The 19,430-nt window shown below is 61.0% G+C and carries 24 protein-coding genes; 12 read left to right on the top strand and 12 right to left on the bottom strand.

Annotation, left to right across the window (positions count from 1 at the left end; genetic code table 11):
- The first annotated feature begins 33 nt into the window (after positions 1-33).
- Positions 34-966 carry a LysR substrate-binding domain-containing protein gene (locus ACGJAX_RS25670; RefSeq protein ID WP_390956648.1) on the top strand — a complete coding sequence of 311 codons (933 nt, stop codon included), beginning with the start codon at positions 34-36 and terminating at the stop codon, positions 964-966.
- 85 nt (positions 967-1,051) lie between these two features.
- Here ACGJAX_RS25670 and ACGJAX_RS25675 read toward each other — a convergent pair whose 3' ends face one another.
- Together ACGJAX_RS25675 and ggt are read right to left on the bottom strand one after the other, a co-directional pair.
- On the bottom strand, positions 1,052-1,585 hold the full coding sequence (locus ACGJAX_RS25675; protein ID WP_390956649.1) for an isochorismatase family protein: 534 nt from the start codon (positions 1,583-1,585) through the stop codon (positions 1,052-1,054).
- 67 nt (positions 1,586-1,652) lie between these two features.
- Positions 1,653-3,380: a gamma-glutamyltransferase gene (gene ggt, locus ACGJAX_RS25680; RefSeq protein WP_090323452.1), complete on the bottom strand. Its 1,728-nt coding sequence runs from the start codon at positions 3,378-3,380 to the stop codon at positions 1,653-1,655.
- Between the two features lie 136 nt (positions 3,381-3,516).
- On the opposite strand from ggt, the gene ACGJAX_RS25685 reads away from it, so the two are divergent.
- Positions 3,517-4,035, top strand: coding sequence for a methylated-DNA--[protein]-cysteine S-methyltransferase (locus ACGJAX_RS25685; protein WP_090327427.1), 519 nt, complete (start codon positions 3,517-3,519; stop codon positions 4,033-4,035).
- Positions 4,036-4,171: 136 nt separating this feature from the next.
- Here the strand turns inward: ACGJAX_RS25685 and ACGJAX_RS25690 are convergent, their stop codons facing one another.
- Positions 4,172-4,762, bottom strand: coding sequence for an NUDIX domain-containing protein (locus tag ACGJAX_RS25690; RefSeq protein ID WP_090323454.1), 591 nt, complete (start codon positions 4,760-4,762; stop codon positions 4,172-4,174).
- A 63-nt stretch (positions 4,763-4,825) separates the two neighbouring features.
- Entirely contained in the window at positions 4,826-5,263 is a 438-nt protein-coding gene (locus tag ACGJAX_RS25695) for a hemerythrin domain-containing protein (protein WP_090323455.1), read from the bottom strand.
- Between the two features lie 144 nt (positions 5,264-5,407).
- On the opposite strand from ACGJAX_RS25695, the gene ACGJAX_RS25700 reads away from it, so the two are divergent.
- Positions 5,408-5,833 (top strand): GNAT family N-acetyltransferase, encoded by a 426-nt coding sequence (locus ACGJAX_RS25700; protein ID WP_090323457.1) that lies wholly within the window; start codon positions 5,408-5,410, stop codon positions 5,831-5,833.
- Between the two features lie 54 nt (positions 5,834-5,887).
- Here the strand turns inward: ACGJAX_RS25700 and ACGJAX_RS25705 are convergent, their stop codons facing one another.
- Positions 5,888-6,238, bottom strand: a complete 351-nt coding sequence (locus ACGJAX_RS25705; protein WP_247256159.1) for a hypothetical protein — start codon at positions 6,236-6,238, stop codon at positions 5,888-5,890.
- 148 nt (positions 6,239-6,386) lie between these two features.
- On the opposite strand from ACGJAX_RS25705, the gene ACGJAX_RS25710 reads away from it, so the two are divergent.
- The 9 genes from ACGJAX_RS25710 (at position 6,387) to ACGJAX_RS25750 (ending at position 11,393) form a co-directional block, all read left to right on the top strand.
- Positions 6,387-6,635: a hypothetical protein gene (locus tag ACGJAX_RS25710; RefSeq protein ID WP_090327432.1), complete on the top strand. Its 249-nt coding sequence runs from the start codon at positions 6,387-6,389 to the stop codon at positions 6,633-6,635.
- A 20-nt stretch (positions 6,636-6,655) separates the two neighbouring features.
- A complete protein-coding gene (locus tag ACGJAX_RS25715) occupies positions 6,656-6,985 on the top strand; it encodes a DUF6388 family protein (RefSeq protein ID WP_113194442.1) in 330 nt (109 codons plus the stop codon).
- Positions 6,986-7,011: 26 nt separating this feature from the next.
- Entirely contained in the window at positions 7,012-7,716 is a 705-nt protein-coding gene (locus ACGJAX_RS25720; protein WP_390956650.1) for a DUF1275 family protein, read from the top strand.
- 200 nt (positions 7,717-7,916) lie between these two features.
- A complete protein-coding gene (gene tusD, locus ACGJAX_RS25725; protein ID WP_247256298.1) occupies positions 7,917-8,309 on the top strand; it encodes a sulfurtransferase complex subunit TusD in 393 nt (130 codons plus the stop codon).
- A gap of 1 nt (position 8,310) precedes the next feature.
- A complete protein-coding gene (tusC, locus tag ACGJAX_RS25730) occupies positions 8,311-8,673 on the top strand; it encodes a sulfurtransferase complex subunit TusC (protein ID WP_390956652.1) in 363 nt (120 codons plus the stop codon).
- On the top strand, positions 8,673-8,966 hold the full coding sequence (tusB, locus tag ACGJAX_RS25735) for a sulfurtransferase complex subunit TusB (RefSeq protein WP_390956653.1): 294 nt from the start codon (positions 8,673-8,675) through the stop codon (positions 8,964-8,966). The genes tusC and tusB overlap by 1 nt, the downstream gene beginning before the upstream one ends.
- Positions 8,963-9,298 carry a TusE/DsrC/DsvC family sulfur relay protein gene (locus tag ACGJAX_RS25740; protein WP_248915389.1) on the top strand — a complete coding sequence of 112 codons (336 nt, stop codon included), beginning with the start codon at positions 8,963-8,965 and terminating at the stop codon, positions 9,296-9,298. Before tusB ends, ACGJAX_RS25740 begins: the two co-directional genes overlap by 4 nt.
- Positions 9,295-10,296: a glycosyl transferase family protein gene (locus tag ACGJAX_RS25745; RefSeq protein WP_390956654.1), complete on the top strand. Its 1,002-nt coding sequence runs from the start codon at positions 9,295-9,297 to the stop codon at positions 10,294-10,296. Before ACGJAX_RS25740 ends, ACGJAX_RS25745 begins: the two co-directional genes overlap by 4 nt.
- Positions 10,297-10,385: 89 nt before the next feature.
- Entirely contained in the window at positions 10,386-11,393 is a 1,008-nt protein-coding gene (locus ACGJAX_RS25750) for a glutathione S-transferase C-terminal domain-containing protein (RefSeq protein WP_390956655.1), read from the top strand.
- Positions 11,394-11,513: 120 nt separating this feature from the next.
- On the opposite strand, the gene cysG is transcribed toward ACGJAX_RS25750, so the two are convergent.
- The 7 genes from cysG to ACGJAX_RS25785 form a co-directional block, all read right to left on the bottom strand.
- The gene (gene cysG / locus ACGJAX_RS25755; protein WP_390956656.1) at positions 11,514-12,908 is read right to left on the bottom strand and encodes a siroheme synthase CysG; all 1,395 of its coding nucleotides are present in this window, start codon (positions 12,906-12,908) and stop codon (positions 11,514-11,516) included.
- Positions 12,909-14,189, bottom strand: coding sequence for a serine--tRNA ligase (gene serS / locus ACGJAX_RS25760; RefSeq protein WP_090323474.1), 1,281 nt, complete (start codon positions 14,187-14,189; stop codon positions 12,909-12,911).
- A gap of 15 nt (positions 14,190-14,204) precedes the next feature.
- The gene (gene crcB, locus ACGJAX_RS25765; RefSeq protein ID WP_130211205.1) at positions 14,205-14,579 is read right to left on the bottom strand and encodes a fluoride efflux transporter CrcB; all 375 of its coding nucleotides are present in this window, start codon (positions 14,577-14,579) and stop codon (positions 14,205-14,207) included.
- On the bottom strand, positions 14,579-15,901 hold the full coding sequence (locus ACGJAX_RS25770; RefSeq protein WP_090323478.1) for a replication-associated recombination protein A: 1,323 nt from the start codon (positions 15,899-15,901) through the stop codon (positions 14,579-14,581). The genes crcB and ACGJAX_RS25770 overlap by 1 nt, the downstream gene beginning before the upstream one ends.
- A gap of 150 nt (positions 15,902-16,051) precedes the next feature.
- Complete coding sequence (gene lolA, locus ACGJAX_RS25775; RefSeq protein ID WP_047527704.1) at positions 16,052-16,672, bottom strand: outer membrane lipoprotein chaperone LolA; 621 nt, start codon at positions 16,670-16,672, stop codon at positions 16,052-16,054.
- A 65-nt stretch (positions 16,673-16,737) separates the two neighbouring features.
- The gene (locus ACGJAX_RS25780) at positions 16,738-19,149 is read right to left on the bottom strand and encodes a DNA translocase FtsK (protein WP_090323480.1); all 2,412 of its coding nucleotides are present in this window, start codon (positions 19,147-19,149) and stop codon (positions 16,738-16,740) included.
- Positions 19,124-19,369 (bottom strand): hypothetical protein, encoded by a 246-nt coding sequence (locus ACGJAX_RS25785; protein ID WP_390956657.1) that lies wholly within the window; start codon positions 19,367-19,369, stop codon positions 19,124-19,126. The genes ACGJAX_RS25780 and ACGJAX_RS25785 overlap by 26 nt, the downstream gene beginning before the upstream one ends.
- Positions 19,370-19,430: the final 61 nt, after the last annotated feature.

Genomic DNA, 19,430 nt, shown 5'->3' on the forward strand with positions numbered 1-19,430 from the left:
TGACTTGCGTCACCTAACTCATTGATTATTCGCATGGCTATTTTATTATCTACTGCTCAACGAAGGCTGGGAACTGTAACGGAGCTGGATCTGCGCTTGATCCGGGTATTTCTCACCGTCGTCGAGGCAGGCGGGATTTCGGCGGCGCAAACCGCCCTCAACACCACGCAACCGACCATCAGCGCGCAGTTGGCGACGCTTGAGGCGCGGGTCGGATTTCGTCTGTGCGAACGTGGCCGGGGCGGATTTTCGGTGACGCCCAAGGGCGGCCAGTTTGTCGAGGCGGCCCGGCGCTTGCTCGCGGCAGCTGAAGGCTTCCGGGTTGAAGTCCAGCACATCAACCGCAAAGTCTCGGGCAACATCAACATCGGCCTGCTCGGGCAAATCGACCCGGTGGCCAACAAAAAAATCGGCCTGGCCATTGCGCGCCTGCGGGCCAGGCACGAAGGGTTGTACTTCCACTTCACCGAACTGTCGTCATCGCTGCTGGAAGAGAAAATCATCAACAGCCACATCGACCTGGCCATCGGTTATTTCTGGCACCGATTGCCCAATATCGACTACTTCCCGCTGTTCCAGGAAACCCAGATCGCCTACTGCGCGCCGTCTCATCCGCTATTCAGCCAGGTGGGCGCACTGACCCGGGACGATGTCAGCCACTTCGACTGGGTCTGGCCGAGCCACCCCTTGCCGGAAATGCCGGCACCCACCTCCATCGAACGCCTGACGGTGCTCACCGACAGCATGGACGGTGCCGCCCTGCTGATTCTGTCGGGCCAACACCTGGGTTTTCTGCCACAGCACTATGCGGCACGGCATGAACAACTGGGGCAACTGCACCCGCTCAACCCCGAGTTGCTGCGCTATGAGGTGGGTTTCCATGCGGCGGTGCGGCATTCATCGCGGCAGCGTGATCTGGTCAGTGCCTTCCTGAATGAATTGATCGACATCTTTGGCGCGTCCTAGATCAATCGGCGGGTGTTGGCGACCTGATTGGCATTAGCGCAAGACCTGAGGGAGCGAGCTTGCTCCCACAGGCAATGTGGTGGTTTCAGGGGCGGATATCGTTGGCCGGGACGACGTCGATCCGCGCGACCGCGCTGGTCAGGTGCGCCAGATCCTTGTTGTGTTCGGCAATGATGTCTTCTGCGGCCATATTGCCGTTGTCGACGGTGGAGTGGGCATCGGCCGCGAGCACTACGTCGTAACCCAGTTTCAGTGCCTGGCGCACGGTGGCGTTGACGCAATAATCGGTTTGCAGACCACAGATGATCAGGCGGCTGACGTCCAGCTCCTGCAACTGGTCATGCAAGTGGGTCTGGTAGAACGAATCGGGGGTGGTCTTGCGTACGCGCAGGTCCTGGGGCGCGGTTTGCAATCCTTCGGCGAGTTGCCAGCCTTCGGCGTTATACGCCAGGGGGCTGCCCTTTTCTTCATGCTGGATCAGCACCACGGGGAGCCCTTTGTTTCGGGCTTTGGCACTGAGGCCGTTGATGCGGTCGATGACTCGCTTGATCTGAAAGCACTCATACTCGCCGGAGCACAAGGCCTGCTGGACGTCGATGATTAACAGTGCGGTAGTCATGGTTCCTTCCTTGAAAAGTCAGTGGAACAGGGACGAACATAAGTCCGTCCCCGTCCAAACACAAGACTCAATAACCCAGCGACAGCCCGGTGTTACGCCGTGGATCGTTGGCGCCGTAGAAGCGGTTCTTGCCGACCGGCTTGCCGTCCAGGGATGGCGCGCCGACAAGAATCGCTGCCAGGTGGTTGGCGTCCTGCGGCCCGGCAAACTTGTGGCCCCAGCTTTCGAGGATCTTCACCGTATCCGGGCTGGTGGTGAAGGCTTCGAGGTTGGTTTCCTCCGGCAACCATTGCTGGTGGAAACGTGGCGCATCGACCGCTTCCTGGATGTTCATGCCGTAGTCGATGACGTTGAGCATGGTCAGCAGGGTCGCGGTGATGATGCGGCTGCCGCCGGGGGTGCCGACCACCATCACCACTTTGCCGTCCTTGGTGACGATGGTCGGGCTCATGGATGACAGCGGCGCCTTGCCGGGGGCGATGGCGTTGGCTTCACCCTGGACCAGGCCATACATGTTCGGCACACCGATCTTCGAGGTGAAGTCGTCCATTTCGTCGTTGAGAATGACCCCGGTTTTACTGGCCATGACCCCGGCACCGAACCAGTCGTTGAGGGTGTAGGTCACCGACACCGCGTTGCCCCATTTGTCGACGATGGAGTAATGGGTGGTGTTGTTGCCTTCATGGGGCGCGACCCCAGGCTTGAGTTCGCGGGACACACCGGCCTTTTGCGGATTGATGGCTTCGCGCAGTTTGGTCGCGTAGTTCTTGTCCAGCAGGTGGGCAATCGGGTTCTTCACGAAGTCCGGGTCGCCGAGGTAGCTGTTGCGGTCAACGTACGCGTGGCGCATCGCTTCGATCTGATAGTGCATGCCCTGGGCCGAGTGATAGCCCAGATCCTTCATCGGGTAGCCTTCGAGGATGTTCATGATCTGGCAGATCACTACACCACCGGAGCTTGGTGGCGGGGCCGAGACCACGTGGTAGCCACGGTAGTCGCACTCGATCGGCGCCAGTTCGCGGGTCTTGTATTTGTCCAGGTCGGCCTGGGTGATGATGCCCTTGTTGGCCTGGCTGGAGGTGACGATGGCGTCGGCGACCCAGCCTTTATAGAAGCCGTCGGCGCCCTTCTCGGAGATGGTCCGCAAGGTTTTGCCGAGGTCTTTCTGCACCAGTTTCTGTCCGACCTGCATCGGCTCGCCGTTGCTCAGGAAAATCGATCCGGAATCCTTCATGTCCTTCTTGAACACGTCGGTGGCGTAGTCCAGCAGATCGACGTCACCCTGTTCCAGCACGAAGCCGTCTTCGGCCAGCTTGATCGCCGGGGCGATCACTTCCTTGCGTGGCTTGGTGCCGTATTTGCTCAGGGCCAGTTCCATCCCGGACACGGTGCCCGGCACGCCGACGGCCAGGTGGCCGCGAGTACTCAGGTCCGGAACAACGTTGCCCGCTTTGTCGAGGTACATGTCGGCGGTGGCGGCCAGCGGGGCTTTTTCACGGAAGTCGAGGAAGGTCTTGCGCCCGTCGGCCAGTTGAATGGTCATGAATCCGCCGCCGCCCAGGTTACCGGCGGCGGGATAGACCACCGCCAGCGCATACCCCACCGCCACGGCGGCATCGACGGCGTTGCCACCGCTCTTGAGCACATCCACGCCCACATGGCTGGCCAGATGCTGGGCAGTGACCACCATGCCGTTTTCGGCCGCGACCGGGGCTACGGAGGCGGCATGGGCCATCAGGCAGCTGAGTGCCAGTGAGGTCGCTATCAGCGATTTGGCAAAAGGTTCGTACTTCATCAGTCGGTCTCTTCTTGTTATTGAACAGGGGAACGCTTCAGGAGCCGTAGGCAAGTATGGTCGCGATTGCGTATTGCGCCTCCCCGGCCAGGCAGTATCCTTAACGCCCGTTCAACAATTCGGCGTGGCCTTCGGCATGACTTACACCTGTAGCACCCTGGCGTCCCCGGTCGGTGAGTTGAAGCTGGTGGCGAACGGCTCGCGACTGGTGGCCATCCTCTGGGAAAACGACAAGCCGGGCCGGGTACGGCTCGGGCCCATGAGCGACGCACCAGATAACCCGATTCTGCTGCGCACGGCGCAACAACTGCGCGAATACTTCGCCGGCAGCCGCCATCATTTCGAGCTGGATCTGGAGTTTGTCGGCACGCCATTCCAGAAAAAGGTCTGGGCGGCGCTGTTGACCATTCCGTTCGGCGAGACCCGCAGCTACCGCCAGATTGCCGAGCAGATCGGCAGCCCGAGTGCAGTCCGGGCGGTGGGTGCGGCGAATGGCAAGAACCCGATTTCGATTGTCGCGCCGTGCCATCGGGTGATTGGTGCGTCGGGGAAGCTGACGGGGTTTGCCGGGGGGCTGGAGGCGAAGGCGTTGTTGCTCACGCTGGAAGGTGGACAATGGCCAAGCAACGGAATGACCGCCGACCTGTTTGGGTAAACAACGTCTCTGTGGCGACGGAGGTTGCTCCCGCTCCGGTGCGTAGCGCTGGCAAATATTCGCCAGGCACTGAGATTTTCGGGGCCGCTTCGCAGCCCGACGCGGGCAAGCTCGCTCGCCACAGAAGGGGGACGGCTTAAGCCGCGAATATGTTTTTCATCGCCGCATACTGCAACAGCATGATGGTCTTGGCATCGCAGATTTCCCCGCGATAAAACGCCTCTAGCGCTTCATCGAAGGCCCATTCCAGCACTTCCAGTTCTTCGGTCTCTTCCTCCAGCCCGCCGCCTTCGCTGACCTTCGACGTCGCATCGTATTCGGCGATGAAAAAGTGCAGTTTTTCCGTCACCGAGCCCGGGCTCATGTAGGCCTCGAACACCGGCTGCACATGATGCACGCGGTAACCGGTCTCTTCCTCCGCTTCGGCACGAATGCGTTCTTGCGGCGCGGCACCTTCCAACAGCCCCGCCGCCACTTCGATCAGCAGACCGTCGTGGCCGTTGACGAACACCGGCAAGCGGAATTGCCGGGTCAGGACCACGGTTTTCTTTTCGCGGTTGTACAGCAAAATCGCCGCGCCATTGCCACGGTCGTAGACCTCGCGGGTCTGGCGCTGCCACTCGCCGTTGTTGCGTTGATAATCGAAGGTGATTTTCCGCAACAGATACCAGTCGTGGGACAACACCTGTGAATCGAGGATATTGACCCGCTCGGCTGTGTTCGACATGACAACGCATCCTGTGTTTTCGAGATTGCGCATCTTAGGTGAAAAAGCCCGGCGTTTGATCCCTCAAACGAGCTGAGCCTTGTATTCCTTCACATAGGCACCAGCCAGGGACTCTTTCTGTTTGTCGTCGAGCAACTTGCCGGCCATCTGGAAGAACTTCTGCTCTTCCTCTTCGAGGTGGTGATGGACCTTCTCGGCCAGCTTCTTCGCGGTGGCCAGCCAGGCCGGGCTGGACATTTCGGTCTCGTCCAGCGCCTCCATCATTTCATCCATTTCATGGTGTTCGGCGATCGCATGGCGGCTGAGGTCGACGCCATTGTCGAATTCCATCAACGGGATGTAGAAATGCCGCTCTTCAGCGGTTTCATGGGCCTGGAGTTCGGACTTGAGCTGTTTGTAGGCTTCGACCCGTTGCGGGGTGTCGCCGCTGGTGCGAATCAACGCTTTGGCATAGGTACGTTGGCGTTCGTGGCTTTCGCGCAAGGCTTCGAAAATATTCACGGCGTGTCCTCATGGGCGGCGTTCTGGAATGACGCGCTCTGAGGCTAGACATCTGCGCGCGGGCGACGGTTCCATGGGTGCCGGGGATAGATCAATCGCTACGACCAATATAGTCTGCGGCTTCACTGCCATAAGGACATAGCCATGACCCTGCGTATCGAGCTGTCGCCAAACCCCACGGAAGAAGAACGCCAAGCCATCCTGCTGCCACTGCGCGCCTATAACGCCTCGAAGGCCGGTGGTGCCGTGCCCGAGCACATAGCCCTGCTGGTGCGCGATGACAATGACGAAATCCTCGGCGGGCTGTACGCCCGGTTGTTCTACCAGTGGTTGTTCATCGACCTGTTGTCGGTGCCGGAGCAGGCGCGGGGACAGGGCATGGGTACGAAGCTGATGCAAATGGCCGAAGACCTGGCGCGGGAGAGGAAATGCATCGGGCTGTGGCTCGACACGTTCGAATTCCAGGCACCGGAGTTCTACAAGAAATGCGGCTATAGCGAGATCGGGCACATTGCCGACTACCCGCCGGGGTATAAGCACTTCTTTTTTCAGAAGCGCTTGAATGACTGAATCAACACGCCTGGTGTAGGAGCGAGCTCGCTCCTACACCAGGCGTGCATCAAGTCACAGGCAGGTCGCCAAGGCCGCCAGGCGCCGCTTGGCGACAAAGTCATCATGCTGAGCGTAGTAGCTCAACACGGTGCCCGAGGCATCGGTGGTCACGTCAACGAACGACTCCGCCGAACGCGTGTAGACGGTAGTTCCGCCCTTCTCGCCCGGCTGCAGGTACGCCGCGGCATCGACGCCGAACACCGCTTCGTCCTGCCAGGAAAACTGCACGCACTGGGCAACGTCCTTGGCCGGCTTGTCCGAGTTCAGGGTTTTGTACGGAGGTTTGCTGCGGGCATCGCTCATCACCGAGCCCGCGCAACCGGCCAGCAACGTCACGGCCAGCGCTACCATCAGAATTCGCATTGCATTCGCTCATCAGGAAAAAGCGGACTGTATCACCGTGGCACGGCGTTTCGTTCTGCTTTACTGCATTTATACCGCGACACCGCGCGATGATTCGCGCACCCTGTCGCGCCCATCGCGTCGCATCGACCCCAACTCTGGAAGCCCAATGACACCCAACGCCGAGTTTTACAAACCGACCACTGAATATGCCGACAAGCTGATCAGCCAGATCGGTCAGACACCCTCCTGGATCGCCAAGCGCATCGGCGTGACCGACAAGCGCATCCGTTACATCCTCGACGGCGAAAGAACCGTCAAGGGGCAAACCACGCCGATCCAGATGACCTACACCGAGCAGTTTGCCCTCGAATGCCTGGCGGCAGCGGCCAAGGCCAGCAAGAAGCAGTCTTCGTAATCACCTACCGAGGCGTGACCATGGCGGCATCCGAACAACAACACGAACAGGCACTGAAACGGTTTCTCGATGAACGCCCCGAGCTGCGCGTCGAGCTCGACAACCTGAATCCACTGCTCGCGCAGGCCAAGGGCGAAACCTTCGCGCAGTATCGCGATGAGCGTTTGCACGAAGCCTTCGAGGCCGAAGCCGAGCGCCTTGGCCTGTTTGCCTGGGAATTGACACTGCTGTTGACCGCCGCCACACCCGAGGACTATCAGGCCCAGCGCCTGGAAGTCCATCGGGAAGTGGCCGAGATGGCCGGGATGGACTGGCTGGAGTATTGCGAGTTATATGGATTGACCCCATAACGTACTGCTCAAGGATGCTTTCGCCGATGCTGCCTTCGTCTTCAAGTACCCACGCCAGTTCCAGACACTTGCACGCTCAGAAATGGCGCGGACGTATCGGCCTGACGCTGGTGGCGATGCTCTCGGTGCTGGCCGGCATGACCGATGCCATCGGTTTCATGGCCAGCGGCGACTTCGTGTCCTTCATGAGCGGCAATACCACCCGGATGGCCGTTGCCATCAGCGTCGGCGACCTGGGGCTGAGCCTGCGCCTGGTACTGCTTGTCGCCACCTTCATCTTCGGCAATGCGCTGGGCATCATCGTCAGCCGGCTGGCCGGTCGCCGGGCGTTGCCCTTGCTGCTGAGCATCGCCTCGTTACTCTGCGCTGCCGCCGCCTGGCCGTTTGAGTCGCAGCTGCCAGCCCTGCTGGCGGCGATCATCGCGATGGGCATGCTCAACGCCGCCGTGGAAGAGGTCAACGGTCTGCCGGTCGGCCTGACTTACGTCACCGGCGCCCTGTCGCGCTTCGGACGCGGGCTGGGTCGCTGGCTGCTCGGGGAGCGCCGTAACGGCTGGCGCGTGCAATTGATCCCCTGGACCGGCATGTTCGCCGGTGCGGTACTGGGCGCCGCGCTCGAACATCAACTGGGCTTAAAGGCGCTGTTCGCCAGCGGCCTGCTTGCTGCGGGACTGGGGTTGCTGTCGCTGAAGATTCCGCGGCGTTGGCAGTTGGGGTATATGCCGCGCTGAGTTTGGCGCTGTCTGTCAGGACGCTATCGCGAGCAGGCTCGCTCCCACAGTGGTTTTGTGCGGGATTCCAACGTTATATGCGACACCGACCCCTTGTGGGAGCGAGCCTGCTCGCGATGAGGCCCGCTTAGGCAAGATCGATTTAGCCGGCCCACCGATAAAGCTTTATCATGGCCGCAGTTTTGCTGATCGAGTCCATCATGAAGTTCGCCATCGCGCTGTTTTCCGCCGCCCATGCGCCCTCCTCGCGCCGTGCCCTGCTGTTCGCCCAGGCCGCGCTGGCCGGCGGGCATGAAATTGTCCGGCTGTTTTTCTACCAGGACGGCGTGTACAACGCCTCCAGCAGCGTGGTCACGCCCCAGGACGAGCAGGACCTGCCCAAGCAATGGCGCGCCTTTGTTTCCGAGCACCAACTCGATGGCGTGGTGTGCATCGCCGCCGCCCTGCGCCGCGGTGTGTTGAACGAAGAAGAAGCCAGCCGCTATCAACGTGAAGCCGTCGCCGTCGGCGCGCCGTGGGAATTGTCCGGCCTCGGTCAGCTGCATGATGCGGTTCAAGATGCCGACCGCCTGATCTGTTTCGGAGGTGCTTGAAATGGCCAAATCCCTGCTGATCATCAGTCGCCAATCGCCCTGGTCCGGGCCTGGCGCGCGCGAAGCACTGGACATCGTGCTGGCCGGCGGCGCCTTCGATCTGCCCATTGGCCTGCTGTTTCTCGATGACGGCGTGTTGCAGCTCGCCGCACGACAGAACGCCAAATCCCTGCAACAGAAAGACCTGAGCGCCAACCTTCAGGCCCTGCCGATGTTCGGTGTCGAAGAGCTGTTTTTCTGTGCCGACAGCGCCGCCGAACGTGGCCTGGACACCCGTGCCCTGTCGCTGGAGGAAGCCCAGTTGCTGACTGCCGACGAAATCACGGCGCTCATTGACCGTTACGATCAGGTGATGACCCTCTGATGTCGACTTTGCATGTGTTGTCTCATTCCCCCTTCGGCGACTCGCGCCTGAGCAGTTGCCTGCGCGTGATCGGCGCCAACGACGCGCTGCTGCTGTCCGGCGACGCGGCCTATGCCTTGCAGCCGGGTACTGCGCCTTGCGCGGCGCTGAACGCTCGCGGCCTGACCCTCTACGTGTTGGCCGAAGATGCCCAAGCGCGGGCCATCGCCGTTCCAGACTGGGCCACGGCCATTGATTACCCGGCCTTCCTCGAGCTGTCGATCCACCACGACAAGGTCAACAGTTGGCTATGAATTCCCTGACAGTCGGCACACGTACCATCGCGCTGGACAAGGACGGTTTTCTGCTCGAACTCAGTGATTGGTCGACTGAAGTTGCCACCGCCCTGGCGGCAGCCGAAGACATCGAACTGACCCCTGAACACTGGGAAATCCTTGAGCTGCTGCGCAGTTTCTACGCCGAATTCCAGTTGTCGCCGGCCACCCGTCCGCTGATCAAATACACCGCTTTGAAACTCGGTCCGACCAAGGGCAACAGCCTGCACCTGAACCGACTGTTCAAAGGCACCCCTGCCAAACTCGCCGCGAAACTGGCGGGTCTGCCCAAACCGACGAATTGCTTATGACCGACTATCCAGCGCTGACCCTCGAAACGCCCGCCGAACACCCGTTCGCCCAGTTCGTGCGGATTCTCGGCAAAGGCAAACGCGGTGCCCGCGACCTGACTCGCGAGGAGGCCCGTGAAGCCATGGGCATGGTGCTTGACGACAAGGTCGAGGACACCCAGCTCGGCGCGTTCCTGATGCTGCTGCGGCACAAGGAAGAAAGCGCCGAGGAAATGGCCGGGTTCACCGAAGCCTTGCGTGAGCGCTTGAAGCCGCCCTCTCTGGCGGTGGATCTGGACTGGCCGACCTATGCCGGCAAAAAGCGTCATTTGCCGTGGTATCTGCTGGCGGCCAAGTGCCTGGCGCAAAACGGCGTACGCATCTTCATGCACGGCGCTGGCGCCCATACAGCGGGTCGGCTGTACAGCGAACAATTGCTGGGACAATTGCAGATCCCGCTGTGCCGCAACTGGCAGCAGGTCGGCGAGGCACTGGACAACGGCGGCCTGGCCTTCATGCCGTTGGTGGACTGGGCGCCGCAACTGCAACGCATGATCGACCTGCGCAACACCCTGGGCCTGCGCTCGCCGATCCATTCCCTGACGCGCATTCTCAACCCGTTGGGTGCGCGCTGCGGCCTGCAAAGCATTTTCCACCCTGGCTATCAGGCGGTGCACCGCGATGCCAGCGGCTTGCTCGGTGACACCGCGATTGTGGTCAAGGGCGATGGCGGCGAGATCGAGATCAATCCCGATGCCGACAGTCACCTGTATGGCACCACGGGTGGCGAGAGCTGGGACGAGGAATGGCCGCAGCTGTCGAGCCAGCGCCACGTCAAACCGGCCAGCCTCGACCCTGGGCATTTGCTGGCCGTGTGGCGCGGGGATGTGGTCGACAGTTATCCGCAGATGGCCCTGATTTCCACCATGGCCCTGGCGTTACGCGGCCTCGGACAGAGCCGCGAACAGGCGTTCGAAACCGCACAGCGGTACTGGGATGCTCGGGATAAATCGATTTAATCGATCATAACCGCCCAACCTTTGCGCTTTTTGTTCGAACTCATGGGAATAGACTCCACTCCAACGATTATGGGTTGAGGAGTCTGAGCATGGGTTTGTTAGTCGAAGGTCGCTGGCAGGACAAGTGGTACGAAAGCAGCAAGGACGGCGCGTTTCAGCGCGAACAGTCGCAGCGCCGTCACTGGGTGACGGACGACGGCAAGCCGGGACCGACCGGCGTCGGTGGCTTTGCGGCCGAGGCCGGTCGTTATCACCTTTATGTTTCCCTGGCCTGTCCGTGGGCCCATCGCACGCTGATCCTGCGCAAACTCAAGGGCCTCGAAAACCTGATCGACGTGTCGGTGGTCAGCTATCTGATGCTGGAAAACGGCTGGACCTTCGACAAGTCCCATGGCTCGACCGGCGACAAGCTTGATCACTTCGACTTCATGCACCAGCGCTACACCGCCGATGCCGCCGACTACACCGGCCGTGTCACGGTGCCGGTGCTGTGGGACAAGCAACAGCAGCGCATCGTCAACAATGAATCGGCGGAAATCATCCGCATGTTCAATGGCACGTTCGACGCGCTGACCGGCAATGACCTGGACTTCTACCCGGCGCCGCTACGCAACGAGATCGATGCGCTGAACGAGCGGATTTATCCGGCGGTGAACAATGGCGTGTACCGTGCCGGGTTTGCCACGTCGCAGCAGGCTTATGAAGAAGCGTTCGATGAATTGTTCGCAGAACTGGATCGACTGGAGCAATTGCTGGGTGCCAACCGCTACCTGACGGGGGAATACCTGACCGAAGCGGATATCCGCCTGTTCACCACATTGATTCGATTCGACGCGGTGTATTACGGGCACTTCAAGTGCAACCTGCGGCGGATTGCCGATTTTCCGAACCTGTCGAACTGGCTGCGGGAGATTTATCAGTGGCCGGGCATTGCCGAGACGGTGGACTTCACCCACATCAAGCATCACTACTACGGTAGCCACAGGACCATCAACCCGACCGGCATCGTGCCCAAAGGCCCGAAACAGGACTTCAGCGCGGCCCATGACCGGGCGCGATTGAGCGGCAAAGGGGTTTGGCGCAGGGCCGGAGTCTGATCTGAACCTTGCGGTGATTTAAGGACGTAATCGCGAGCAGGCTCGCTCCCACATTTGATTTGTGTCGTTCACAAATCCCCTGTGGGAGCGAGCCTGCTCGCGATCGGGGCAACCCGGTTTTCAGACCTGCGCCTGAGCCCCTTCGAACCACGCCAGTTTCTCGCGCAGTTGCACCACCTCACCCACGATCACCAGCGTAGGCGCATGCACTTCATGCTCCGCCACCAGCCGTGGCAGATCGGCCAGGGTGCCGGTAAACACTCGCTGGTTGACCGTGGTGCCCTGCTGGATCAACGCCGCCGGGGTATTGGCGTCGCGACCATGCTTGATCAGCTGTTCGCAGATGATCGGCAGACCCACCAGCCCCATGTAAAACACCAGGGTCTGCGCCGGGGCAACCAGATCGGCCCATGGCAGATCGGTGGAACCGTCCTTGAGATGGCCGGTGACAAACCGCACCGACTGCGCGTAATCACGGTGAGTCAGCGGGATCCCGGCGTACGCCGCGCAACCGCTGGCCGCCGTGATGCCCGGCACGACCTGGAACGGAATGCCTTGGGCCGCCAGTTCTTCGATCTCTTCACCGCCGCGGCCGAAGATGAACGGATCGCCACCCTTCAATCGCACCACACGCTTGCCTTGCCTGGCCAGGTCCACCAGTTGCTGGTTGATCTGGTCCTGCGGCACGGCGTGATCGGCGCGGCGCTTGCCGACATAAACCCGCTCGGCATCACGCCGACACAGCTCGAGAATCGCCGGTGCCACCAAGCGGTCATACAGCACCACATCGGCTTGCTGCATCAGGCGCAGGGCACGGAAGGTCAGCAAGTCGGGATCACCGGGGCCGGCGCCTACCAGATACACCTCGCCGGTCGCCACGGGCGCTTCACCGTCAATTTTCACTTGCAGCAAACGCTCGGCTTCGGCGCCCTGCCCGGCCAGTTGCCGGTCGGCAATCGGTCCCTGGAACACGTCCTCCCAGAATGCCCGGCGCTGTTGCACATCCGGCAACAGGCCTTTGACCTGATTGCGGAAGCGTGCCGCCAGACCGGCCAGTTGACCGTAGGTGGAGGGAATCCAGGTTTCAATCTTGGCGCGGATCAAGCGCGCCAGGACCGGCGCATCGCCGCCGCTGGACACGGCAATCACCAGGGGTGAGCGGTCGACGATGGCCGGGAAGATCACGCTGCACAGGGCCGGCGCGTCCACCACATTGACCGGCACGCAACGCCGATGGGCATCGGCGGAGACTTGCGCGTTCAGCGCTTCGTCGTCGGTGGCGGCAATGATCAGCCCGCAACCGTCCAGGTCCGCCTCGACGTAACCGCGCAGCACGCACTCGCCACCACTGAGGGTGACCAGTTCGCTCAATTGAGTTTCGATTTCAGGTGCGACCACCCGCAGTAGCGCACCGGCATCGGCCAGCAGGCGGGATTTGCGCAAGGCAATTTCCCCCCCGCCGACGACCAACACACGACTGCCGCGAAGGTTATGGAACAGCGGCAGATAGTTCATTCAGCCGATGACCTCGAGGCCACCCATGTACGGCTTCAGCACTTCAGGCACACGGATCGAACCGTCGGCCTGCTGGTAGTTCTCCAGCACTGCCACCAGGGTACGACCGACCGCCAGGCCGGAGCCGTTCAGGGTGTGGACCAGTTCCGGCTTGCCGGTTTCCGGGTTGCGGAAACGTGCCTGCATGCGACGGGCCTGGAAGTCGCCGCAGTTGGAGCACGACGAAATTTCACGGTACTTGTCCTGGCTCGGGATCCACACTTCCAGATCGTAGGTCTTGATCGCGCCGAAGCCCATGTCACCGGTGCACAGTGCAATGGTGCGGTAAGGCAGTTCCAGCAGTTGCAGGACTTTCTCGGCGTTGGCGGTCAGGCCTTCCAGCGCTTCCATCGAGGTCGAAGGCTCGACGATCTGCACCATCTCGACCTTGTCGAACTGGTGCTGGCGGATCATGCCGCGGGTGTCGCGACCCGACGCACCGGCTTCGCTGCGGAAGCATGGGGTGTGGGCAACGAACTTGATTGGCAGCTGTTTCGAATCGACGATTTCACCGGCCACGATATTGGTCAGGGACACTTCGGCGGTCGGGATCAGGTACAGATCAGCCTCGCCTTCACGGGCGATCTTGAACAGGTCTTCTTCGAACTTGGGCAACTGGCCGGTGCCTTGCAGCGCCGGGGCCTGGACCAGATACGGCGTGTAAGCCTCTTCGTAGCCGTGCTCGGTGACGTGCAGGTTGATCATGAACTGCGCCAGGGCGCGGTGCAGACGGGCAATCGGCCCGCGCAGCAGGGAAAAACGTGCGCCGGAGAGCTTGGCGGCGGTTTCGAAGTCCAGCCAGCCGAATTTCTCGCCCAGGGCAACGTGGTCCTGAACCGGGAAATCGAACGCGGTCGGCGTACCCCAGCGGCGCACTTCGACGTTATCTTCTTCGTCTTTGCCGACCGGTACGGACTCGTGTGGCAGGTTTGGAATACCGAGCAGGATCGAATCCAGCTCGGTCTGGATCGCGTCCAGTTCGACCTTGCCGGCACTCAACTCGCCAGCCATGCGCTCGACGTCCGCCATCAACGGCGCGATGTCTTCGCCGCGCTGCTTGGCCTGACCGATGGATTTGGAGCGCGCATTACGTTCAGCCTGCAGGGCTTCGGTGCGGGTCTGGACGGTCTTGCGCTGTTCTTCCAGCGCTTCGATGCGCGCAACATCCAGGGCAAAGCCACGGGATGCCAGGCGGTCCGCTACGTCCTGAAGGTTGCTACGTAACAGTTTGGAATCGAGCATGTCGGTCTCTCGTTATCAAAGTTTGGTCAAGGACAGGCCAGCCCAGGTGGCGAGCAGCCCGCCGAATACGCTGATGGCAGCATAGCCCAGTGCCAGCGGCACCTGCCCGCTTTCAAGCAGGCGCACCGTATCCAGTGAAAAGGATGAAAAAGTCGTCAGCCCTCCGAGGAAGCCGACGATCAACCCGGCGCGTACCTCGAACGGCACCTCCGGGCGAATCAAAAACAGACCGTATAGAAAGCCGATCAGCAAACAGCCCACGATATTAACGGCCAGCGTCGCGGTATAGAAGTGCCGCGGCCAATTAGCATTGACCCAGTTACCGGTGGCGAAGCGCAACAGCGTGCCGGCTATCCCGCCGACGGAAACCGCGATGATCAAGGGAACCACTATTTTCTCCGCTGCCGGGGGCTTAAACGATCCAGTTGCGCCAGGTGATTGAGCTTCTCGCCAATCTTCAATTCCAGGCCGCGTGGTACGGGCTGATAGAAGGGTTGAGGTTCGAGCTCTTCCGGAAAGTAGTCTTCGCCGGCGGCGTAGGCATCCGGCTCATCGTGGGCATAACGGTATTCGTCGCCATAGCCCAGCTGTTTCATCAGTTTGGTCGGGGCATTGCGCAGATGCAGCGGCACTTCCAGGGAGCCGTGCTCGGTGGCGCTGCGCATCGCGGCCTTGAAACCCATGTACACCGCGTTGCTTTTAGGCGCGCAGGCCAGGTAGGTGATGGCCTGGGCCACCGCCAGTTCGCCTTCGGGACTGCCGAGGCGCTCCTGCACCTCCCAAGCCGCCAGGCACAGGCTCAGCGCGCGCGGGTCGGCATTGCCGATGTCTTCGCTGGCCATGCGCACCACGCGCCGGGCCAGGTACAACGGATCGCAACCGCCGTCGATCATCCGCGCGAACCAGTACAGCGCGCCATCGGGGTTGGAGCCGCGTACCGATTTATGCAGCGCGGAAATCTGGTCGTAGAACGCTTCGCCACCCTTGTCGAAACGACGACGGGTATCGCCCAGCAGGCTTTGCAGCAGATCGACACCCATTTCGCTGTTGTCTTCGGCGAGGTCCGAGGCGTTTTCGAGCAGATTGAGCAGACGCCGGCCATCGCCATCGGCGGCCGACAACAGCATCTGGAAGCCTTCATCGCTCAGGGTGAGCTGGCGCTTGCCCAGGCCACGCTCTTCGGTCAGCGCACGCTGCACCAGTTTGCGCAGCGCCGCTTCGTCGAGGCTCTTAAGCACGTAGACGCGGGCGCGGGAAAGCAAGGCGTTATTGAGTTCGAACGAAGGGTTTTCCGTGGTCGCGCCAATGAAAATCAGCGTGCCGTCTTCAACGTATGGCAGGAATGCATCCTGCTGCGACTTGTTGAAGCGATGCACTTCGTCGACGAAAAGGATGGTGCGCTTGCCGTATTGCCCGGCCTGTTGCTTGGCGATTTCCACGGCCTGGCGGATTTCCTTGACCCCGGCCAACACCGCCGACACCGTTTCGAAATGCGCGTCCGAGACTTCCGCGAGCAGGCGCGCCAGGGTGGTCTTGCCCACGCCCGGCGGCCCCCAGAAGATCATCGAATGCAGGGCACCCTGCTCCAGCGCTTCGCGCAATGGCTTGCCGCGAGCGAGCACGTGTTCCTGACCGACGTACTCGTCCAGATTGGTCGCACGCAAGCGGGCGGCCAATGGTTGGGCAATCGGGGCACTGCGAAACAGGTCCATCACTACCTCTGAAACCTCAATTGGACACCGTCCCCATTGTAGGAGCGAGCCCGCTCGCGATGGACTTACGGGCACCGCTGGGTGTCAGGCTGCCAGCGTTATCGTTAACGCCCATCGCGAGCAGGCTCGCTCCTACAAGGGTGTGGCGTCTTATTCCTGGATCACGTCCGCACCCTTGGGGATGTCGAACTTGAATTTCGAGGCCGGGATCGGCTCGTTGGCCTTCACGCCGGTGAACAGGATATTGGTACGCTGACCGACACTGTCAATCAGTTGCATGTCGTTGACCAGACCATTGCGGAACGACAGGCGCAGGCTGTCGAACAAGGTGTCCTTGGTTTTCGGCTTCAAGGTGAAGTCGATCACGCCGCCGGCTTCCTTGGCGCTGATGTCGAAGCTCTGGCTGATCTTGGACACATCACCGGACAACAGCAAGGCCGGAGTCTGGGTCAGGCGCTGGTCAAGATTCTTGATGGTGGCCTGTTCCAGATCGGGGTCCCACAGGGTCACTTTCTTGCCGTCGGAGACCATGGTCTGCTCGGCTGGCGCATTGGTGTGCCAGTAGAACAGTCCCGGGCGTTGCAGGGACATCTCACCGGCGGTTTCCTGCAATTGGGTGCCCGTGCCATCAAGGGTCAGCTGGGAAAAACGCGCGGTCAGGGTCTGGGATTTTTCCAGCAGTTGGGTCAGGCGCGCCACGTCCTTTTCATCGGCGTGGGCCGAGAGCGTGGTCAAGGCCAGTACCGGCAGCAGCATGCGGATAAGACGCATGGGAGTCCTCATAACATTCGTGGGAGTGCAGGCGGCGCCTCAAGACGCCGCCCTTCAAAATCAGGTCAGTCGCGTACCGGGCCAGGGGCCAGGACTTCACGCGAACCGTTGGTGTTCATGGACGTCACGACACCGGCCATTTCCATGGCTTCGATCATGCGCGCAGCGCGGTTGTAGCCGATTTTCAGCTTGCGCTGAACCGCGGAAATGGACGCGCGGCGGCTTTCCAGAACGAACTGCACCGCCTCGTCGTACAGCGCGTCGGCCTCCGGATCGTCACCGTCACCGCCCCCGCTGCTGCCCTCAAAGCCACTGCCGGCCTCTTCGACACCGTTGAGAATGTCGTCGTTGTACTCCGGCGCACCGCGTAGTTTCCAGGCTTCAACCACCCGATGAACCTCGTCATCGGAAACGAACGCGCCGTGGACACGAATCGGCAGACTGGTGCCCGGCGGCATGTACAGCATGTCACCGTGGCCCAGCAGTTGTTCGGCGCCGCCCTGGTCGATGATGGTCCGGGAGTCGATCTTGCTCGATACCTGGAACGCCATGCGGGTCGGGATGTTGGCCTTGATCAGGCCGGTGATCACGTCCACCGACGGACGCTGGGTCGCGAGGATCAAGTGAATGCCGGCGGCACGCGCCTTCTGGGCGATACGGGCAATCAGTTCTTCAACCTTCTTGCCGACGATCATCATCATGTCGGCGAATTCGTCCACGACCACGACGATGGTCGGCAGCTTTTGCAGCAGCGGCGCTTCGTCGTGGATGCTTTCGCGCTTGTACAGCGGGTCGCTCAACGGTTCGCCGGCGTCCTGGGCTTCCTTGACCTTGGCGTTGAAGCCCGACAGGTTCCGTACCCCCATCTTCGCCATCAGCTTGTAACGCCGCTCCATCTCGGCAACGCTCCAGCGCAGGGCGTTGGCGGCGTCCTTCATGTCGGTCACCACCGGGCACAGCAGGTGCGGAATGCCCTCGTAGATCGACAGTTCCAGCATTTTCGGGTCGATCATGATCAGTTTGGCGTCTTCCGGGCCGGACTTGAACAGGATCGACAGGATCATCGCGTTCACACCCACCGACTTACCGGAACCGGTGGTACCGGCCACCAGCAGGTGAGGCATTTTCGCCAGATCGGTGATCACCGGCTTGCCGCCGATGTCATGACCCAGGGCCAGGGTGACCGGCGATTTGAAATTGTCGTATTCGGGTGTCGAGAGTACTTCGGAGAAACGCACGATCTGCCGGTCTTCGTTGGGGATCTCGATACCGACCGTGGTCTTGCCGGGAATCACTTCCACGACCCGCACACTGGTCACGGCCAGGGAGCGCGCGAGGTCTTTGGCCAGGTTGGCGATACGGCTGACCTTGACCCCGGCCGCCGGCTGGATTTCGTAGCGGGTGATCACCGGCCCCGGATGGATCGAGTCCACGGTGACTTCGACGCCGAACTCCTTGAGTTTGATCTCCAGCAAGTGACCGACCGCCGCCAGGGACTCCGGTGAATAGTTGAGCTGTTTCTTTTCCGCAGGGTCGAGAATCGAGATCGGCGGCAAGGTGCCTTCCACGGCGCTGTCGACGAACAGCGGCGCCTGTTTCTCTTTCTGTACGCGCTTGCTTGGCTCGGGGGCCTTGACCGGGGCCGGTGCGATCACCGGCGGCACCTGCTTCTCGCGCTCGGACATGTGCTTGCTCAGCGCCTGCTCACGCTCGATCAGACGCTCCTTGACCTTGGCCTGTTCGCGCTTGTCGGTAACGGTCGGCGCGACCACGTCATGCACCCGATCGTCGACTTCTCGCAATTGCGCGACCAGTTGCTTGCGTTCGGTACGGGCCGCCCACCAGCGATTGGCCGCGCCCTGGAACAGCTCGAAAAGGTCGAGGGTGATCTTGCCGGTGAGGTCCATCACCTTGAACCAGGACAGGTCGGTAAACACCGTCAGGCCGAACAGGAACAGCGCAATGAACAGCAGCGTACTGCCCTGGATGTTCAGGGCGTTCTTTGCCAGATCGCCGAGGCTTTCCCCCAGCGCGCCGCCCGCCCCGGCCGGCAGACCGGTCGCGGCATGGAAATGGATGTGTGCCAATGCAGCGCCGGACAGTACCAGAAACACCAGGCCGATCAGGCGCCAGGAAAACAGCCAGCCGCTCCACTGCCATGGCTCATGGCGTTGACGGAATATCTGGTACGTCTTGATCGCCAGCAGCAACGGGAAGATGTAGGCGAAGTAGCCGAGCACCATGAACAGGATATCGGCGCTGTAGGAACCCGCCGGCCCTCCGAAGTTCTGTACGTCATCGATCTTGCTGTTATGGCTCCAGCCCGGATCGTCCTTGCCATAGGTCAACAAGGCCATCATCAGGAACAGGCACAAGGCACCAATGGCGATCAATGCACCTTCCTTGAGTCGGTAGTGCAGATGCTGGCGCCAGAGCGGAACGACGGCTGGTTTAGGTGCTGCGGTGGATTTCTTCAAAACGCTTCTTTTCCTGCGCCTGCGGCGCGTCCATCTGTTGAATGACTATAAAAACTGCCAAAAAAACTGCCCAATCCAGGCAGGTAAAAAAGTTAACGGACGTAACAGGGACTACTTTTAACACTGCGCCTTGGTTTTTATAAACACGAAGCGCAATGCTTATTTTGTTACAAACACTGTTACAGCCACGCATTGTACGGGTTTGTTCGTCCGATGCCATGCTTGAAACCTTAGCTTGTAGCATAGTCAAAAGCACATGACGTGCGACTCAATTTGAGCAC

The organism is Pseudomonas moorei (assembly GCF_042846945.1).
GTDB classification, from domain to species: Bacteria; Pseudomonadota; Gammaproteobacteria; order Pseudomonadales; family Pseudomonadaceae; genus Aquipseudomonas; species Aquipseudomonas moorei.

Excerpts from the sequence above, each read along its gene's own strand:
- cysG (WP_390956656.1), bottom strand. The coding sequence starts at position 12,908 with ATGAACTATCTGCCGCTGTTCCATAACCTTCGCGGCAGTCGTGTGTTG.
- ACGJAX_RS25740 (WP_248915389.1), top strand. The coding sequence starts at position 8,963 with ATGAATTCCCTGACAGTCGGCACACGTACCATCGCGCTGGACAAGGAC.
- ACGJAX_RS25720 (WP_390956650.1), top strand. The coding sequence starts at position 7,012 with ATGCTGCCTTCGTCTTCAAGTACCCACGCCAGTTCCAGACACTTGCAC.
- ACGJAX_RS25675 (WP_390956649.1), bottom strand. The coding sequence starts at position 1,585 with ATGACTACCGCACTGTTAATCATCGACGTCCAGCAGGCCTTGTGCTCC.
- ACGJAX_RS25690 (WP_090323454.1), bottom strand. The coding sequence starts at position 4,762 with ATGTCGAACACAGCCGAGCGGGTCAATATCCTCGATTCACAGGTGTTG.
- ggt (WP_090323452.1), bottom strand. The coding sequence starts at position 3,380 with ATGAAGTACGAACCTTTTGCCAAATCGCTGATAGCGACCTCACTGGCA.
- tusD (WP_247256298.1), top strand. The coding sequence starts at position 7,917 with ATGAAGTTCGCCATCGCGCTGTTTTCCGCCGCCCATGCGCCCTCCTCG.
- ACGJAX_RS25700 (WP_090323457.1), top strand. The coding sequence starts at position 5,408 with ATGACCCTGCGTATCGAGCTGTCGCCAAACCCCACGGAAGAAGAACGC.
- ACGJAX_RS25785 (WP_390956657.1), bottom strand. The coding sequence starts at position 19,369 with ATGGCATCGGACGAACAAACCCGTACAATGCGTGGCTGTAACAGTGTT.
- ACGJAX_RS25670 (WP_390956648.1), top strand. The coding sequence starts at position 34 with ATGGCTATTTTATTATCTACTGCTCAACGAAGGCTGGGAACTGTAACG.
- tusB (WP_390956653.1), top strand. The coding sequence starts at position 8,673 with ATGTCGACTTTGCATGTGTTGTCTCATTCCCCCTTCGGCGACTCGCGC.
- ACGJAX_RS25705 (WP_247256159.1), bottom strand. The coding sequence starts at position 6,238 with ATGCGAATTCTGATGGTAGCGCTGGCCGTGACGTTGCTGGCCGGTTGC.
- tusC (WP_390956652.1), top strand. The coding sequence starts at position 8,311 with ATGGCCAAATCCCTGCTGATCATCAGTCGCCAATCGCCCTGGTCCGGG.
- ACGJAX_RS25715 (WP_113194442.1), top strand. The coding sequence starts at position 6,656 with ATGGCGGCATCCGAACAACAACACGAACAGGCACTGAAACGGTTTCTC.
- serS (WP_090323474.1), bottom strand. The coding sequence starts at position 14,189 with ATGCTCGATTCCAAACTGTTACGTAGCAACCTTCAGGACGTAGCGGAC.
- ACGJAX_RS25745 (WP_390956654.1), top strand. The coding sequence starts at position 9,295 with ATGACCGACTATCCAGCGCTGACCCTCGAAACGCCCGCCGAACACCCG.
- lolA (WP_047527704.1), bottom strand. The coding sequence starts at position 16,672 with ATGCGTCTTATCCGCATGCTGCTGCCGGTACTGGCCTTGACCACGCTC.
- ACGJAX_RS25685 (WP_090327427.1), top strand. The coding sequence starts at position 3,517 with ATGACTTACACCTGTAGCACCCTGGCGTCCCCGGTCGGTGAGTTGAAG.
- ACGJAX_RS25750 (WP_390956655.1), top strand. The coding sequence starts at position 10,386 with ATGGGTTTGTTAGTCGAAGGTCGCTGGCAGGACAAGTGGTACGAAAGC.
- ACGJAX_RS25710 (WP_090327432.1), top strand. The coding sequence starts at position 6,387 with ATGACACCCAACGCCGAGTTTTACAAACCGACCACTGAATATGCCGAC.
- ACGJAX_RS25770 (WP_090323478.1), bottom strand. The coding sequence starts at position 15,901 with ATGGACCTGTTTCGCAGTGCCCCGATTGCCCAACCATTGGCCGCCCGC.